This is a genomic window from Kitasatospora sp. NPDC004272 (assembly GCF_053603035.1).
Genome location: NZ_JBSGET010000017.1, coordinates 1 through 14,282, shown reverse-complemented (window position 1 = coordinate 14,282; position 14,282 = coordinate 1). Strand labels below are relative to the sequence as shown.

11 protein-coding genes are annotated in these 14,282 nt (G+C 74.7%); 5 read left to right on the top strand and 6 right to left on the bottom strand.

Annotated features, from left to right (window positions below):
• The first annotated feature begins 142 nt into the window (after positions 1–142).
• Positions 143–1,069 carry an EamA family transporter RarD gene (gene rarD, locus ACWEO5_RS08075; protein WP_452161319.1) on the top strand — a complete coding sequence of 309 codons (927 nt, stop codon included), beginning with the start codon at positions 143–145 and terminating at the stop codon, positions 1,067–1,069.
• Between the two features lie 34 nt (positions 1,070–1,103).
• Here rarD and ACWEO5_RS08070 read toward each other — a convergent pair whose 3' ends face one another.
• On the bottom strand, positions 1,104–2,354 hold the full coding sequence (locus ACWEO5_RS08070) for an extracellular solute-binding protein (protein ID WP_452161216.1): 1,251 nt from the start codon (positions 2,352–2,354) through the stop codon (positions 1,104–1,106).
• Positions 2,355–2,593: 239 nt separating this feature from the next.
• Between ACWEO5_RS08070 and ACWEO5_RS08065 the strand changes: the two genes are divergently transcribed.
• Positions 2,594–2,920 carry a hypothetical protein gene (locus tag ACWEO5_RS08065; protein WP_452161214.1) on the top strand — a complete coding sequence of 109 codons (327 nt, stop codon included), beginning with the start codon at positions 2,594–2,596 and terminating at the stop codon, positions 2,918–2,920.
• A 36-nt stretch (positions 2,921–2,956) separates the two neighbouring features.
• Here ACWEO5_RS08065 and ACWEO5_RS08060 read toward each other — a convergent pair whose 3' ends face one another.
• Positions 2,957–4,153: a LolA family protein gene (locus ACWEO5_RS08060; RefSeq protein WP_452161212.1), complete on the bottom strand. Its 1,197-nt coding sequence runs from the start codon at positions 4,151–4,153 to the stop codon at positions 2,957–2,959.
• 187 nt (positions 4,154–4,340) lie between these two features.
• Here ACWEO5_RS08060 and ACWEO5_RS08055 point away from each other — a divergent pair, with 187 nt between their 5' ends.
• Entirely contained in the window at positions 4,341–6,944 is a 2,604-nt protein-coding gene (locus ACWEO5_RS08055) for a bifunctional FO biosynthesis protein CofGH (RefSeq protein ID WP_452161210.1), read from the top strand.
• Here the strand turns inward: ACWEO5_RS08055 and ACWEO5_RS08050 are convergent.
• Positions 6,941–8,035, bottom strand: coding sequence for a tyrosine-protein phosphatase (locus ACWEO5_RS08050; RefSeq protein ID WP_452161208.1), 1,095 nt, complete (start codon positions 8,033–8,035; stop codon positions 6,941–6,943). The two genes, ACWEO5_RS08055 and ACWEO5_RS08050, sit on opposite strands and share 4 nt — an antisense overlap.
• Positions 8,036–8,229: 194 nt before the next feature.
• Here ACWEO5_RS08050 and ACWEO5_RS08045 point away from each other — a divergent pair, with 194 nt between their 5' ends.
• On the top strand, positions 8,230–9,336 hold the full coding sequence (locus ACWEO5_RS08045) for an ADP-ribosylglycohydrolase family protein (RefSeq protein WP_452161206.1): 1,107 nt from the start codon (positions 8,230–8,232) through the stop codon (positions 9,334–9,336).
• Positions 9,337–9,447: 111 nt separating this feature from the next.
• Here the strand turns inward: ACWEO5_RS08045 and ACWEO5_RS08040 are convergent, their stop codons facing one another.
• The 3 genes from ACWEO5_RS08040 to ACWEO5_RS08030 form a co-directional block, all read right to left on the bottom strand.
• On the bottom strand, positions 9,448–9,654 hold the full coding sequence (locus ACWEO5_RS08040; RefSeq protein ID WP_452161204.1) for a DUF397 domain-containing protein: 207 nt from the start codon (positions 9,652–9,654) through the stop codon (positions 9,448–9,450).
• Positions 9,651–10,508, bottom strand: a complete 858-nt coding sequence (locus tag ACWEO5_RS08035; RefSeq protein ID WP_452161202.1) for a helix-turn-helix domain-containing protein — start codon at positions 10,506–10,508, stop codon at positions 9,651–9,653. The genes ACWEO5_RS08040 and ACWEO5_RS08035 overlap by 4 nt, the downstream gene beginning before the upstream one ends.
• Before the next feature lie 338 nt (positions 10,509–10,846).
• Entirely contained in the window at positions 10,847–11,575 is a 729-nt protein-coding gene (locus ACWEO5_RS08030; protein ID WP_285736124.1) for a GOLPH3/VPS74 family protein, read from the bottom strand.
• A 300-nt stretch (positions 11,576–11,875) separates the two neighbouring features.
• Between ACWEO5_RS08030 and ACWEO5_RS08025 the strand changes: the two genes are divergently transcribed.
• Positions 11,876–14,152, top strand: coding sequence for a serine hydrolase (locus ACWEO5_RS08025; protein WP_452161200.1), 2,277 nt, complete (start codon positions 11,876–11,878; stop codon positions 14,150–14,152).
• Positions 14,153–14,282 lie beyond the last annotated feature (130 nt).

Below are 14,282 nucleotides of genomic sequence, written 5' to 3'. Positions count from 1 at the left end.
CCGGGGCCCGGGGGACGACCGTCCCCCGGGCCCCGGCATTTCGCCCCATGTCAGGAGCGATATCCGAATTAGGAGATGACATCGCCGCGCGCGGGCCGCTACCTTTCGGATGACACGACAGCGTGCGGGTGAAGGGCAGGCCATGGCGGAGGGTTCGCGGGAGGCCAGGGTCGGACTCTGGAACGGCTTCGCGGCGTACGGGATGTGGGGGCTCTTCCCGCTGTTCTGGCCGCTGCTGGAGCCCGCCGGAGCGGTCGACATCCTGGCGAACCGGATGGTGTGGTCACTGGTCGCGGTCGCCGCGATGCTGCTGGTGCGCCGCCACTGGGCGTGGGTGCGGCCGCTGCTGCGCCAGCCCCGCCGACTGGCACTGCTGGCGCTGGCCGCCGTCACCGTCTCGATCAACTGGGGCGTCTACATCTGGGGCGTGAACTCCGGGCACGTGGTGGAGACCAGCCTCGGCTACTTCATCAACCCGCTGGTGACGATCGCCTTCGGGGTGCTGGTGCTGCGCGAGCGGCTGCGCCCGGCCCAGTGGGCGGCGGTCGGCGTGGGCGCCGGGGCCGTCCTGGTGCTGACGGTGGCCTACGGCCGGCCGCCGTGGATCGCGCTGGCCCTGGCGTTCTCGTTCGCCACCTACGGCCTGATCAAGAAGAAGGTGGGCCTGGGCGGCGCGGAGAGCCTCGCGGTGGAGAGCGCGGTGATGTTCCCGTTCGCGCTGGTGTTCCTGGTCTACCTGGGCCTGCGCGGCGAGGGCAGCTTCCTCGCCGGCGGCTGGGGCCACAGCGCGCTGCTGGTGCTGAGCGGGGTGATCACGGCGGTGCCGCTGATGTGCTTCGGCGCGGCGGCGCTGCGGGTGCCGCTGACCACGCTCGGGCTGCTGCAGTACCTGGCGCCGGTGTCGCAGTTCCTGATCGGCGTCGCGGTGTTCCACGAGACGATGGCCCCGGCCCGCTGGGCGGGCTTCGCCCTGGTCTGGGTGGCCCTGGTGGTGCTGAGCGCGGACGCGCTGCGCCGGATCCGGGCCGAGCGCCGGCGGGTGCCGGTCCCCGTCCCGGTCGCCGGCTGAGCGGTCGCCGGCCGAGCGCTCGCCGGGCCGGGGATCAGAGCGCGGCCAGCTCGCGGGCCAGCCGGGTGCCGTCGCGGTGCCCGGTGAACTCGCGCGCGGCCGCCACCGCGGCGGCCCGGCGGCGGGGGGCGAGCAGGCCGCCGTGGGTGAGCGAGTCGACCGGGCGGCGGGTGCGCCACTCGTCCAGCGACCAGCGGGCGTACGGGCCGAACAGGGCCCGGGTCGGGTCGGCCAGGTCGGTGCGGGCGGGCACGGCGCTGCGGGCGCCGTTCAGCGCGACCTGGCCGTCGAGCCCGGCGCACACGTCCAGCCAGGCCAGCGCGCCGGAGCGGTTGCGGGCCCCGCGCGGCAGCGCGAAGGCGTCGACGCGGGACTGGAACAGGCCCTCGGTGCCGGGGGCGGCGCTCCAGCCGTAGTCGGTGCCCGGACGCAGGCCGAGGTCCTCGCGCAGCCAGCCGTCCGCCCAGTCCCCGGTGAACAGGTACCCGGCCCGGCCGGTGCCGAGCAGCCGGGCCGCGTCGGTCCAGTCCGCGTCCGGGGCGGGCGGCGCGGCGAGCGCCAGCAGCGCGTCCAGGGTGCGCAGCGCCTCGCCGGTGGCGGGCGCCCGCCAGGGGCCGCCGGGCTGCCAGAGGGCGGTGAAGGCGTCCGGGCCGTGCGCGGCCAGCAGGGCGTGCTCGGCCAGGTGCAGCACCTCGACGGGGCCGCCGACGGCGAGCGGGACGGCGCCGGTGGCGGCGACCCGCCGCAGCCGGTCCAGCAGCGCGGCGGCGTCCCGGGGCGGGACGCCGGCCCCGGCCCCGGCCAGCACCTGCGGGTTGCTCCACAGCAGGTTGGTGCGCCGGGCCCCGGCCGCGACGGCCAGCAGGGCCCCGCCCGGACGCAGCCTGGGCAGCAGGGCCGCGGGCAGCGCCGAGCTCCAGCCGCGGGCCCCGGCCCGGGCGTCCAGTGGCTCCAAGTGGGCTGCGAGCTCGGCGAGTTCGGCGCCGCCGGAACACCGGAAGCTGTCCGGGGGCGGGCCGTCGGCCAGCCGCGCCGCGAGGTCCGTGCCGGACGGGTTGGAGCCGTCCCCGGCGACGAAGGTGACGTTCGGGGCACTGCCCTTCAACGCCGCCAGCAGCGCCTGCAGGCCGTTGCGCTCCGGCCCCGACGTCCAGTCGGTGGAGACCTCCAGCAGGCCCGAGGGCCCCTCCGCCGGGCTCGCCGCCGCCGACCCGTACCTGGCCAGCGCGGTGGTGCCCAGGGCGGCCAGGGCACCCAGCAGCACCCGGCGGCGGCGGATCGGCACGGCACTCCCAGCGGGGTCGGACGAACGGGCGGGCGAACGGCGGACGAACGGTCCGCGGCGGCCCACCATCCCACCGTCCGCCCCGAGCCCGCGTCAAGGGCCGGGGACGGCCGGCGGGTCAGGGGCGCGGCACCGGTGAAGAACGCCTCCTCGGGATCTCCTCAACCGGACTCCCGGACTGCTAACGTCCGTGCTGCGCGACCCGGCCGCAGCTGTCCCGGCGCGCGGGAGGAACTCCGATGGTGCACCTCGCCCGGCCCCAGCTCCGCCGCGTTCCCGCGGTGCGACGGGAAGCCTGCGGGTCGCAGGGCGGGGAACTGCGCATCGTCCGGCCGCCCGGCCTCCCCGCGGTGATCCGCTGGCAGCCCGCCGGGGGCGAACCCGTCGACCTCCTCCCGCCCTACCGCCTCGACCGGGTCGAACTGCGCCACTCCCACCGGGCCCGCCTGCACGGCCTGACCGCGGGCGTCCGCCTGGTCACCGCGAGCTGGTCCCCGCTCTTCCTGGTGCCCCCCGCCGACCTCCCGGCCCTCGCCCTGGCGGCGGCCTCCACGCAAGCCCGGTAGCGGAGGGAAGCGAAACCGGGGGCTCTCCCGCCGTTCTCAGTTGCGGGCGGCCTTCTGCAGCGTCTCCGGGGTGACCGCGCCGAGGTAGATCCGGCCGTCGTCGGTGACCAGGGCGTTGACGATGCGGGTGGAGACCAGGGTGCCGCCGTCGACGTGGCGGCCGGCGAACTTGGCGAGGGCCCCCGCAGCGTCGGCGCCCGCGTCGCCGTGCAGGACCGTGGTCCAGCCCTCGCCGATCGCGGCGGCGCCGCCGTCGTTCGCGGCGGGGCGCTCGGGCAGGGCGGAGGAGAGCGGGCCGGCCGAGAACGCGTCGGCGCCGGCCTCGGTGACCTCGGTGCCCTTGGGGGCGGCGAACCGGAACGTCCCGGCGTCGGGCTTGGCGTAGGAGAGGGTGCCGAAGCGGACGTCGAGCGCGGTCGCGCCGTCCACCGTGCGGACCTGGACGGCCAGCGGCACGCCCTTCTCCGCGTCGATCGAGATCCGCACCTCCTGGATGGTGGAGCCGGCCTGCTTCGGCTTGACGCTGAGCCGGTACGCGTCGTGCCCGGCGACCCGCTCGGTGCCGCTGACGGTGACGTCGGTGGTCGCCGAGGACTGCGCGAGGAAGCGCCCGGCGACCTCCTGCGGGGTGAAGGAGTCGATCCCGGAGGGGCGTTCGGGCCCGGCGGCCGCGGGGGCGGTGTAGTGCAGCGCCTGCCGGGAGGCGCGGTCGTAGGCCCACAGCTGGGTGCCGTCGTGGAGGAGCTCGTACCCGGAGCCGTCGCCCGTCAGGACGACCTTCTGCCGGTCGGGCCCGTCCGCGGCGACGCTCAGGGTGTGCGAGCCGCCGAGCAGTTCGACGGCCTTCAGCTGCGGGGCGGCGCCGCCGACCTCCGCGCCGGCGCCGCGGGCCAGCCGCCCGAGCGGCCCGGAGCCGCCCGCGGCGTCGGTGAGGGCGGTGGGCAGGCCGAGGTCGGCGCTGATCCGGACGGTGCCGGAGAAGGTGTCGGTGTCCGCCGCGAGGGCCTTGGCGACGAGGTCCTGGGCGCTGATCGCGGGCAGGTCGGGCGCCTCGTCGCTGGCGAGCGCGGGCACCAGGCCGATGCCGGTGGCGACGGCGGCGGCCACGGCCACCGGCACGCCCACCCGGACGGCGGCGCGCCGCTTCGGGGGCCGGGTGCCCGGCGCGGTCGGCTCGGGCGGTGCGATGCGGATCGGCGCCGTGTCCTGTGCTGCGGTGGAGTCGTGGTCCATGACCGCCCCCTGATCGAGTGCCTGTGCGCTGTCACCGTCCATTAGAAGCCGTCCGGGCCGTGCGGGCGTCGCCCGGGGGCAGCAGATCCGGGTACGCCTCGCGTCGCATCCGGCGCGCGGCGACCCTGAGACGCCGTCAGGGTCGGGTAGTCCCACGGGGCTACGCCTCTCGCGTAGGGTCGGGCCCATGAGCCCTCAGTCCCCGTCCGTGCCCCCGGCCGCGTCCGTGCCCGCCGCCCCGACCGCGACCGCGATGCGGCGGGCGCTGCGCCGGGCCAGGGACGGCGTGGCGCTGGACGCGGCGGAGGGCGCGGTGCTGCTGCAGGCCCGCGGCGCGGACCTCGCCGAGCTGTGCGCGACCGCCGCCCGGCTCCGGGACGCGGGCCTGGAGCAGGCGGGCCGCCCGGGCGTCATCACGTACTCGCGCAAGGTGTTCGTCCCGCTCACCCGGCTGTGCCGGGACCGCTGCCACTACTGCACCTTCGCCACCGTCCCCGGGAAGCTCCGCAAGGACGGGCACGGGATGTACCTGTCCCCGGACGAGGTGCTGGACATCGCCCGCAAGGGCGCCGAACTCGGCTGCAAGGAAGCCCTGTTCACGCTCGGCGACCGCCCCGAGACCCGCTGGCCGGAGGCCCGCGAGTGGCTGGACGCGCACGGCTACGACGACACCCTGGCGTACGTGCGGGCGATGGCCGTGCGGGTGCTGGAGGAGACCGGGCTGCTGCCGCACCTCAACCCGGGCGTGCTGTCCTGGACGGACTTCCAGCGGCTCAAGCCGGTCGCCCCGTCGATGGGCATGATGCTGGAGACCACCGCCGTCCGCCTCTGGTCGGAGCCCGGCGGCCCGCACCACGGCTCGCCCGACAAGGAGCCGGCCGTCCGGCTGCGGGTGCTGGAGGACGCCGGGCGCAGCGCGGTGCCGTTCACCACCGGCGTGCTGATCGGCATCGGCGAGACCTACGAGGAGCGGGCCGAGTCGCTGCTGGCGATCCGCTCGGTCTCCCGCGCCTACCAGGGCGTGCAGGAGGTGATCGTGCAGAACTTCCGGGCCAAGCCGGACACCGCGATGCGCGCCATGCCGGACGCCGAGCTGTCCGAGCTGGCCGCGGCGGTGGCGGTGGCCCGGCTGGTGCTCGGCCCGTCCGCCCGGATCCAGGCCCCGCCGAACCTGGTGGACGAGGAGTACGCGCTGCTGATCGGCGCGGGCATCGACGACTGGGGCGGCGTCTCCCCGCTGACGCCCGACCACGTCAACCCGGAACGCCCCTGGCCGCACGTCGAAGAGCTGGCCGAACGCACCGCCGCCGCCGGGTTCGCGCTGCGCGAGCGGTTGACGATCTACCCCGAGTACCTCAAGCGCGGCGAGCCCTGGCTGGACCCGCGCCTGCTGCCGCACGTCCGGGCGCTGGCCGACCCGGCCACCGGCCTGGCCGTCGAGGGCCGGACCCCGGTCGGCCTGCCCTGGCAGGAGCCGGACGAGCCGATGACCGGCGGCGGCCGCACCGACCTGTTCCGCACCGTCGACACCGAGGGCCGCACCGGCGACCGCCGCACCGACTTCGACGACGTCTACGGCGACTGGGAGTCGCTGCGCGAACGGGCCGCGCTGCCCGCCCCCCGCCGGATCGACGCGGACGTGCGCTCCGCGCTCTCCACCGCCGCCGACGACCCGACCCGGCTGACCGACGACCAGGCCCTGGCCCTGTTCCACGCCGACGGCGACGCCCTGGACGCGCTCACCCGGATCGCCGACGAACTGCGCCGCGACACCGTCGGCGAGGACGTCACCTACTGCGTCACCCGGAACATCAACTTCACCAACGTCTGCTACACCGGCTGCCGGTTCTGCGCCTTCGCCCAGCGCCGCACCGACGCCGACGCCTACACCCTCTCGCTGGAGCAGGTCGCCGAGCGGGCCGAGCAGGCGTGGCAGGTCGGCGCGACCGAGGTGTGCATGCAGGGCGGCATCCACCCGGACCTGCCGGGCACCGCGTACTTCGACATCGCCCGGGCCGTGAAGGAGCGGGTGCCCGGCATCCACGTGCACGCCTTCTCGCCGATGGAGGTGGTCAACGGGGCCACCCGCACCGGCCTGTCGGTCCGCGACTGGCTGGCCGCCGCGCAGGAGGCCGGACTGGACTCGATCCCCGGCACCGCCGCGGAGATCCTCGACGACGAGGTCCGCTGGATCCTCACCAAGGGCAAGCTGCCCGCCGCGACCTGGGTCGAGGTGGTCACCGCCGCGCACGAGCTGGGCATCCGCTCCTCCTCGACGATGATGTACGGCCACGTCGACACCCCGAGGCACTGGCTCGGCCACCTGCGGCTGCTTGCCGGGCTCCAGCAGCGCACCGGCGGGTTCACCGAGTTCGTCACGCTGCCGTTCGTGCACACCAACGCGCCGGTCTACCTGGCGGGCATCGCCCGGCCCGGCCCGACCGCCCGCGACAACCGGGCGGTCACCGCGATGGCCCGGCTGCTGCTGCACCCGCACATCACCAACATCCAGACCAGCTGGGTGAAGCTGGGCGCCGAGGGCGCCGCCGAGATGCTCCGCAGCGGCGCCAACGACCTCGGCGGCACGCTGATGGAGGAGACCATCTCCCGGATGGCGGGCTCCTCCTGGGGCTCCTACAAGTCGGTCCGCGACCTGGAGGCGATCGCCGCCCTGGCCGGCCGCCCGGCCCGGCAGCGCACCACCCTGTACGGCGAGGTGCCCGCCGAGCGCCGCGCCGCCGCGCTGGCCTCCGACGGGCACCTGCCCCGGCTGCTGCCGCTGGCCGACTAGCCGACCAGCAGGTTGCGGCGCAGCCGCTCCGCGTCCACGCCCAGGCCCTTCCTCAAGTAGGCGTCGAAGCTGCCGTAACGGGCCCGCACCTCGTCGAAGCCCGCGGCCAGGTACTCGGGGCGGACGTCCAGCAGCGGCTGGTACACCGCCTGGTAGGCGGGCGGCAGCTGGGCCAGGGCGGCCGCGTTGGCCTGCGCCCGGTAGGTGTTGGACGCCAGGTAGTCGGCCCGCACGGTCTCCTGCGGCACGCCGAGCGCGGTGAGCAGGGCGGCCGCGCCCCAGCCGGTGCGGTCCTTGCCCGCGGTGCAGTGGAACAGCACCGCGCCGCGGTCGTCGGCGGCGCCCAGCAGCTGCGCGTAGGCGGCGCGGGCGCTGTCGGCGGAGACCATGGTCCGCTCGCCGAGGATCATCATGTCGACGGCGGCCTGCGGACTGGTGACGTCGAACTGGCCGGTGTCGGCGGCGCCCAGCACGTTCGCGGCGATCGACTTCGCGCCCGCCGGGAGCCGGTCCGGGGCGGCCTGCCGCTCGGCCGGGGTGCGCAGGTCGAAGACGGTCCGGACGCCCAGCCGGCGCAGCTTGGCCAGGTCCTCGTCGGTCAGCTTGGACAGGTCGTCCGAGCGGTACACCTGCCCGAGCTTCACCCAGCGGCCGTCCGCGGTCCGGTAGCCGCCCAGGTCGCGGAAGTTGGGGGCGGAGGCCAGGTGCAGCGAGCGGTCGGCGACGACCAGCGGCGCGCCCCGGTCCGGCACCAGCTCGAAGTACCAGCGGTCGGCCGCGCCGAGCCCGGAGACGGTCACGGTGGCGCTGCCCGCGCCGGAGGCGACGGCCCGGCGGTGCGCCACGTGCTCCGGGTCGGTGCCCGCGTACACGGTGACGTGCCGGGCGCCGGGGGCGGTCCAGCTGAGGGCGAAGCTGCCGTCGGCCCGCTGCACGGCGGTGGCGGCGGTGAACGGGATCGCGTGCGCCGAGTGCCGCGCCGAGTTGGCGGACGGGGCCGCGAGCGCGGGGGTGGCGAGGGCGGGAACGGTGACGGTCAGCGCGGCGGTGAGGGCGGCCGCGGCGATCAGCCGGGTGCGGGGGGAGCTCATGGACGCCGACCGTAGGCACACCGACCAGGTGCCCGGTGACCTGCGGATGTCGGCCCGGCCAAGGACGGCTGAACGAATCGATGTTCGGTGCGGACCGCCTTTTCGCGCGACTCTTCGAATAAGGTGCGTCTACTGCCCGAGCACCCGCCCCGGGCGCCCGACCGTGCCACCGACCGAAAGGGTTCCGCCTCGTGATGCCTCTGTGGTCACGCGCCCAGCAGCAGGACTTCCGCAGCCGGGTCCGGGGCTGTCTGCTCGGCGGGGCGATCGGCGACGCCCTCGGCGGCGGCATCGAGTTCGAGCAGCTGGACCAGATCCGCGCGGCGCACGGCGAGGCCGGGGTGACCGGCTACGTCCCCGCCTACGGGCGGCGCGGCGCGATCACCGACGACACCCAGATGACCCTGTTCACCGTCGACGGCCTGATCCGCTCCCACATCAGCCGCGACGGCGGCGCCTGGCACCCGCCGTCCGACGTGCACCGCGCCTACCTGCGCTGGTACGCCACCCAGCAGGCCTGGGGCCCGGACGAGCGCCGCGAGGACCTGGGCTGGCTCGGCCGCGAGGAGTGGCTGTACGCCCGCCGCGCCCCCGGCCAGGCCTGCCTGTCCGGCCTGGCCGGCACCGAGAACGGGCCGCTGCCCACCGTCGAGGAGCCGCGCAACCCGGCCTCCAAGGGCTGCGGCACCGTGATGCGGGCCGCCCCGTTCGGCCTGCTCACCGCCTGGGACCCGGCCCTGGTCTTCCAGCTCGCCGTCGAGTGCTCGGTGCTGACCCACGGCCACCCCACCGGCTACCTGTCCGCCGGGGCGTTCGCGGTGATCGTCCACGCGGTGGCCCGCGGCGGCACCCTGGAGGAGGGCGTGCACCTGGCGCTGGCCCTGCTCTCCGAGCGCGCCGGACACGAGGAGACCACCGCCGCGCTGCGCGCCGCGCTGGACGCCGTCCGGGCCGGGGCGCCGTCCCCCGAGCGGGTCGAGGAGCTCGGCGAGGGCTGGGTGGCCGAGGAGGCGCTCGCCATCGGCCTGTACTGCGCGCTGGTCGCCGAGGACGTCCGCAGCGGCCTGCTGCTGGCCGTCAACCACTCCGGCGACAGCGACTCCACCGGTTCGATCTGCGGCAACCTGCTGGGCGCCCTGCACGGCGAGACCGCCCTCCCGCCGGAACTGCTGGCCGAGGTCGAGGGCCGCGGCGCCATCCTGGAACTCGCCGACGACCTGGTGCTGGAACTGCTGCACGGCCCCGAACTGCACGGCACCGGAGCCTGGTCCGACCGCTACCCCGCGCCGAGCGGGAGCTGACGCCGGACGCGAAGGTGCCGGACGCGAAGGTGCCGGACGCGAAGGTGCCCGCCGCGCGGGCACCTTCGTCTCGGGCCGGGGGCGGGCACCCTCACATGGCGGTGGGAAGGCTCAGACCTCGCCGAAGCGGCCCGCACCGGCCGCCGTGGCGAACGCCGCCCAGGACGCGCCGGTGAAGCGCAACTGCGGGCCCTTCGGGTCCTTGGAGTCCCGGACCGCGATCGAGGCCGAACCCGGCAGCGCGATCTCTACGCAGGCGCCGTTGCCCCCGCTGTAGCTGCTCTTGCGCCAGGTAAGGCTCTCGGTGGCCTTGCTCATTTCATGAACTCCTCTGCGATGTCGATGATCATCGACCGGCTCTCCACGACGCTCAGCGCCGCGGCCCTCAAGTGGTCGTAGAGATTGGTATAGCGGCGGACGTCGGCGTCCTTCTCCAGGTAGAGATCGCTCGTCACTCCTTCGAAGTAGACGACCGTGGAATCCGCTGACTCCGGGAACTCCAGCAAGGAGAATGTCCCGGTCATGCCGGGGTGGGAGCCGTGCGAGAACGGGATCACCTGCAGGTTGATGTTCGCCCGCTCGCCCAACTCGACGAGTTGCCGCAACTGCTCGGCCATCACGGCCTTTCCGCCGACCTGGCGGCGCAGCACGGCCTCGTCTATGACGACCCACAGACTGCCCAACTGGTCCTCGCCGTGGATCCGGTGCTGCCGCTTCAGCCGGACGTCCACCCGGCGGCGGATCGCGGTCGGGTCGGTGTCCGGCTGGGTGCCCGCCACCACGGCCTCCGCGTACTCGCGGGTCTGCAGCAGCCCCGGCACGAACGAGGACTCGTAGGCCCGGATCGAGGACGCCTCCGCCTCCAGGCCGATGTACACGCTGTACGGGATGTCCCCGAACTCGTGCCACCAGCCGCGCTGGCGCGACTCCTTGGCCATCTCCATCAGCCCGGCGCGGACCCGCTCGTCCTCGACCTCGTAGACGTCGCACAGGTCGCGCACGTCGCGCTGGCTGATCGAGCGGCGGCCGTTCTCCAGCCGACTGATCTTCGACTGGGAGACCATCAGGCGGCCGGCCACCTCTTCGGCGGTCATCCCCCTGAGCTCGCGCAGACGCCGCAGTTCGGCACCGAGCCTACGGCGGCGAACCGTCGGATTCACGCTGGCGGACACATCGACCTCCGGCCCTACTACGGGCAACAGTGCGGTAATTGGTACCAACCCCCCTGACGCTGAGCAGCATGCCACTTCAACTGCGGTTCGTGCCCGGGAATCGCGGCAGCGCAGTAGAACAGATCGTTTGAAAATAGCTCAATCGGGATTCGCCCGCTTGCATTCGGCGCGCCTACCCGATAAAGGGGGTCCGGTGCGCTAGACGCCCCCTGACGGACCGTCCGGCCCCGGGCGGTGCCCGGCGGACGCGCCCCGGAACGCCGAAGGGCGGCCGGTCCGGTGCATCGCACCGGGCCGCCCGCCCTCCTGCCGAACCGAACGCTAACGGCGTGCGCCGCTCATCGCGCGCCCACCCGACTGGCCACACTGCGCCCCGCGGCGGCGGGACGACCGGCCGGACCGCGCGAACCCGCGGGCGCCGACCTGCCCTGCTGCTGCTGGGCGGGCAGACCGTTCTGCACGTCCATCACCGCGTGGGCCACCATCCCGCCCAGCGGGTCGTACCTGATCAGGTCCCGCAGCCGGGAGCGCGAGGAGCGTCCCTCGTTGCCCGGGTACAGGTGCTTGCCCAGGCCGACCGCGTGCGCCAGCGCCGCCAGCGCCGCCGTCCGCGGGTCCGGCGGCACGCCGGTGCGGATCGCCGTGTCCAGCCGCTGCTTGATCGCCGCGTTGGTGCAGTCGTCCGATGCCTGGTAGCGCGTCGTCGGCAGCACCCCGCACACCTGGCCGGGTACCGCGGTCACCATGCCGCACCGCTCCAGGTGCGCCAGGTACGTCTGCCGCAGGCCGAGCCGCGGACCGCCGATCCAGTGCGCGGCGCGCACCGGGCTTCCGCGCCGGCGCAGTAGTTCCAGTGCGTGGTCAAGGGTCGGGTCACCGGTCGGCCGTGGTACCACCACGGCGATCCGGTCCCCGTCCGGGACTATCCTTCCGGCCAGGGACAGCTCGACGAGCTGCGCCCCGGCAAGTCCGAGGTCGAGGGTCTGCGGCTGCGCGGTGGTACCCGTGGCCGGGTCCAGCGCGAGCAACAAGAGCTCCTCAGGAATGGTTCGACGGCCTCTGCCCATCCAAGCCTCCCCGCGTGGATGAATGACAGGGTGACGCCTCTCACACAGGCTTGTCGAGTACGCCTCCGAATCGTGACCTTGCCCGGGCACGCTGGAACCGTTGTCCGACGGCTCCGCGTCCCAGCGGGAAAGAACGCGTGCCGTGCGCGAAAACCGCCGGTCGGGTGGGGTGCGACGGGCCTTCGCGGGCTCAGTGCCGGAGACTGTACAGGTGCCGGGCCGGGTCGAGAACCCACCCGAAAAAAACCAGCTTGTGTGATCGGACCGGCGGTGCCGGGCGGACGAGGAGGAGTGGGTTACGTGGGCGAGTCCCCGCAGAGCGAGCGGCGAGACGGCGAGACGCGGTCGGCCGAGACCGAGGAGACCCCGCGCGAACCCGGCGAGAGCGCCGCGGGCAGCGGCACCGTCCACCTGCGCGTCCGCGATGCGGACACCCGCACCACCGACCTCCGCCTCCCCGCGGACCTCCCCGAGTCCAGCGCCGCCCTCACCACCCCCCGTCCCACTCCGCGGGACGAGGACGCACCGGAATCCGAGACGCCCGCCGGGGAGCCGGACGCGGACGCGGACGAGGACACGGACGAGGACGCGACGGCAGAGGCGGAGGCGGAGGACGCCGGGCCGGAGTCGGAACCGGAGCCGGCGGACGTTCCGGCGGGCCCGCAGGCGACGATGATGCTGCGGCTGCCCGTCCAGGCCGAGGACGCGGACGAGGACGAGGCGGACGAGGACGAGGACGGGGCGGAGGAGAAGGCGGCCGCGCCGGCCGCCAAGCCCGAGCCGACTATGATGCTCCGGCTGACCGACCTGCCCCAGGCCGAGGCCGAGGCCGACGAGGACGAGGACGCCGAGGACGCCGAAGAGTCGGAGCCGGCGGACGTTCCGGCCGGTCCGCAGGCGACGATGATGCTGCGGCTGCCCGCCCGGACCGAGGACGCGGACGCCGACGCGGACGAGACGGACGCGGACGCGGAGAAGGCGGAGGAGAAGGCGGACGCGCCCGCCGCCAAGCCCGAGCCGACCATGACGCTGCGGGTCGACAAGGGCCGCCCCGAGCCGACCGTGATGCTGCGGCTGCCCAAGGAGGGCGCGACCGCCGCCCCCGGGAGCGCCGCCGGGGCCGCGCCCGAGGGTGAGTCCGGGGCCGCGCCCGAGGCCAGGACCGAGCCCGTTCCGGCCCCGGCCAAGACCAAGCCGCTGTCGATCGCCCCGTCCGTGCCCGCCGCCCTCGCGGCCTCCGTGCCCCCGCCCGTGCCCCCGTCCGCGTCCGCGCCCGCGCCCGCCGCGCCGCCGCCCGGGCCGGAGAGCACCATCGAGGCGATGGAGGCGCTCAAGGCGCTGAGCGCCCGTCCGGTCTCGCCGCTGCGGCGGGCGTTGAAGCGGGTGACGATCTGGGGCGTCTTCGTGGCGTTCGTGCTGGGCGTGGTGGTGGCGGCGCAGTTGCTGCGTCCGCTGCCGACGCCGCAGGCGGAGCTCTCGCTGGCGGACTCGTTCACCTTCGCCGGGGAGCAGCCGAACATCCCGTGGCCGACCCGGGGGCAGGCCGCGGCCGAGGTGCTGGGCGTGGGCAGCCTGGGGGCGTCGGGGGAGGAGAAGCCGGTGCCGATCGCGTCCGTCACCAAGGTGATGAACGCGTACCTGATCCTGCAGGCGCACCCCCTGAAGAAGGGGGAGAGCGGCCCGACGCTCACGGTGGACAAGCAGGCCGCCCAGGAGTCCAGCAACGGCGACGAGTCGACGGTGACGCTGACCGAGGGCCAGCAGCTCACCGAGTACGAGGCGCTGGAGATGCTGATGCTGCCGTCGGCCAACAACGTGGCCCGGCTGCTGGCCCGTTGGGACGCGGGCAGCGAGGAGGAGTTCCTGAAGAAGATGAACTCCACCGCCGCGCAGCTCGGCATGACCAACACCACCTACGCGGACCCGGCCGGGTACAACAACGACACCAAGTCGACCGCGAAGGACCAGCTGAAGCTGGCCGAGAAGGTCATGCAGATCGAGATCTTCCGGCAGATCGTCGCCGAGCCGGACACCCGGTTCAACGGGCAGCGGGTCTACAACACCAACGCGCTGCTCGGCCGGAACGGCAACATCGGGGTGAAGACCGGCTCGTCCACGCCCGCGCAGTCCTGCCTGATGTGGGCGGCGGTCAAGGAGATCGGCGGCGTGCCGCGGATGGTCCTGGGCGTGACGCTGGGCCAGCCGCAGACCAAGGAGGAGATGAGCCTGGTGCGGGCCGCCCAGCCGCCGAGCGACCGGATCAACGTGGCCGCCCAGTCCGCGCTGGCCGGGCAGACCCTGGCCAAGCAGGGGGAGGTGGTCGGCTACGTGGACGACGGCGTGGGCGGCAAGGTGCCGGTGGTCGCGACCAAGGACCTGACCGTCGCGGGCTGGAACGGCGTCACCGCGCACGTCACCCTGACCCCGATCGGGAAGATCGCCCACACCCTGGCGGCCGGCACCCAGGTCGGCACGCTCTCGGCGGGCGAGGGCGAGGGCCGCGTGGAGGTCCCGGTGACCCTGCAGTCCGACCTGGCCCCGGCGTCCATCGGCGCCCGCCTGCTGCGCCTGGGCTGAGCCGCCCGGACCGGCAGAAGGCCCCGGCTCCCGCCGCCTGGTTTTCGTGAGTCCGCAGACGTTGTTCCACATGCGTACGCTCCGGCTCCTCGAACGAGCGCTGGCGGACGCGGCCCCGGCTGGGTGGGAG

Excerpts from the sequence above, each read along its gene's own strand:
- rarD (WP_452161319.1), top strand. The coding sequence starts at position 143 with ATGGCGGAGGGTTCGCGGGAGGCCAGGGTCGGACTCTGGAACGGCTTC.
- ACWEO5_RS08065 (WP_452161214.1), top strand. The coding sequence starts at position 2,594 with ATGGTGCACCTCGCCCGGCCCCAGCTCCGCCGCGTTCCCGCGGTGCGA.
- ACWEO5_RS08060 (WP_452161212.1), bottom strand. The coding sequence starts at position 4,153 with ATGGACCACGACTCCACCGCAGCACAGGACACGGCGCCGATCCGCATC.
- ACWEO5_RS08055 (WP_452161210.1), top strand. The coding sequence starts at position 4,341 with ATGAGCCCTCAGTCCCCGTCCGTGCCCCCGGCCGCGTCCGTGCCCGCC.
- ACWEO5_RS08050 (WP_452161208.1), bottom strand. The coding sequence starts at position 8,035 with ATGAGCTCCCCCCGCACCCGGCTGATCGCCGCGGCCGCCCTCACCGCC.
- ACWEO5_RS08045 (WP_452161206.1), top strand. The coding sequence starts at position 8,230 with ATGCCTCTGTGGTCACGCGCCCAGCAGCAGGACTTCCGCAGCCGGGTC.
- ACWEO5_RS08040 (WP_452161204.1), bottom strand. The coding sequence starts at position 9,654 with ATGAGCAAGGCCACCGAGAGCCTTACCTGGCGCAAGAGCAGCTACAGC.
- ACWEO5_RS08030 (WP_285736124.1), bottom strand. The coding sequence starts at position 11,575 with ATGGGCAGAGGCCGTCGAACCATTCCTGAGGAGCTCTTGTTGCTCGCG.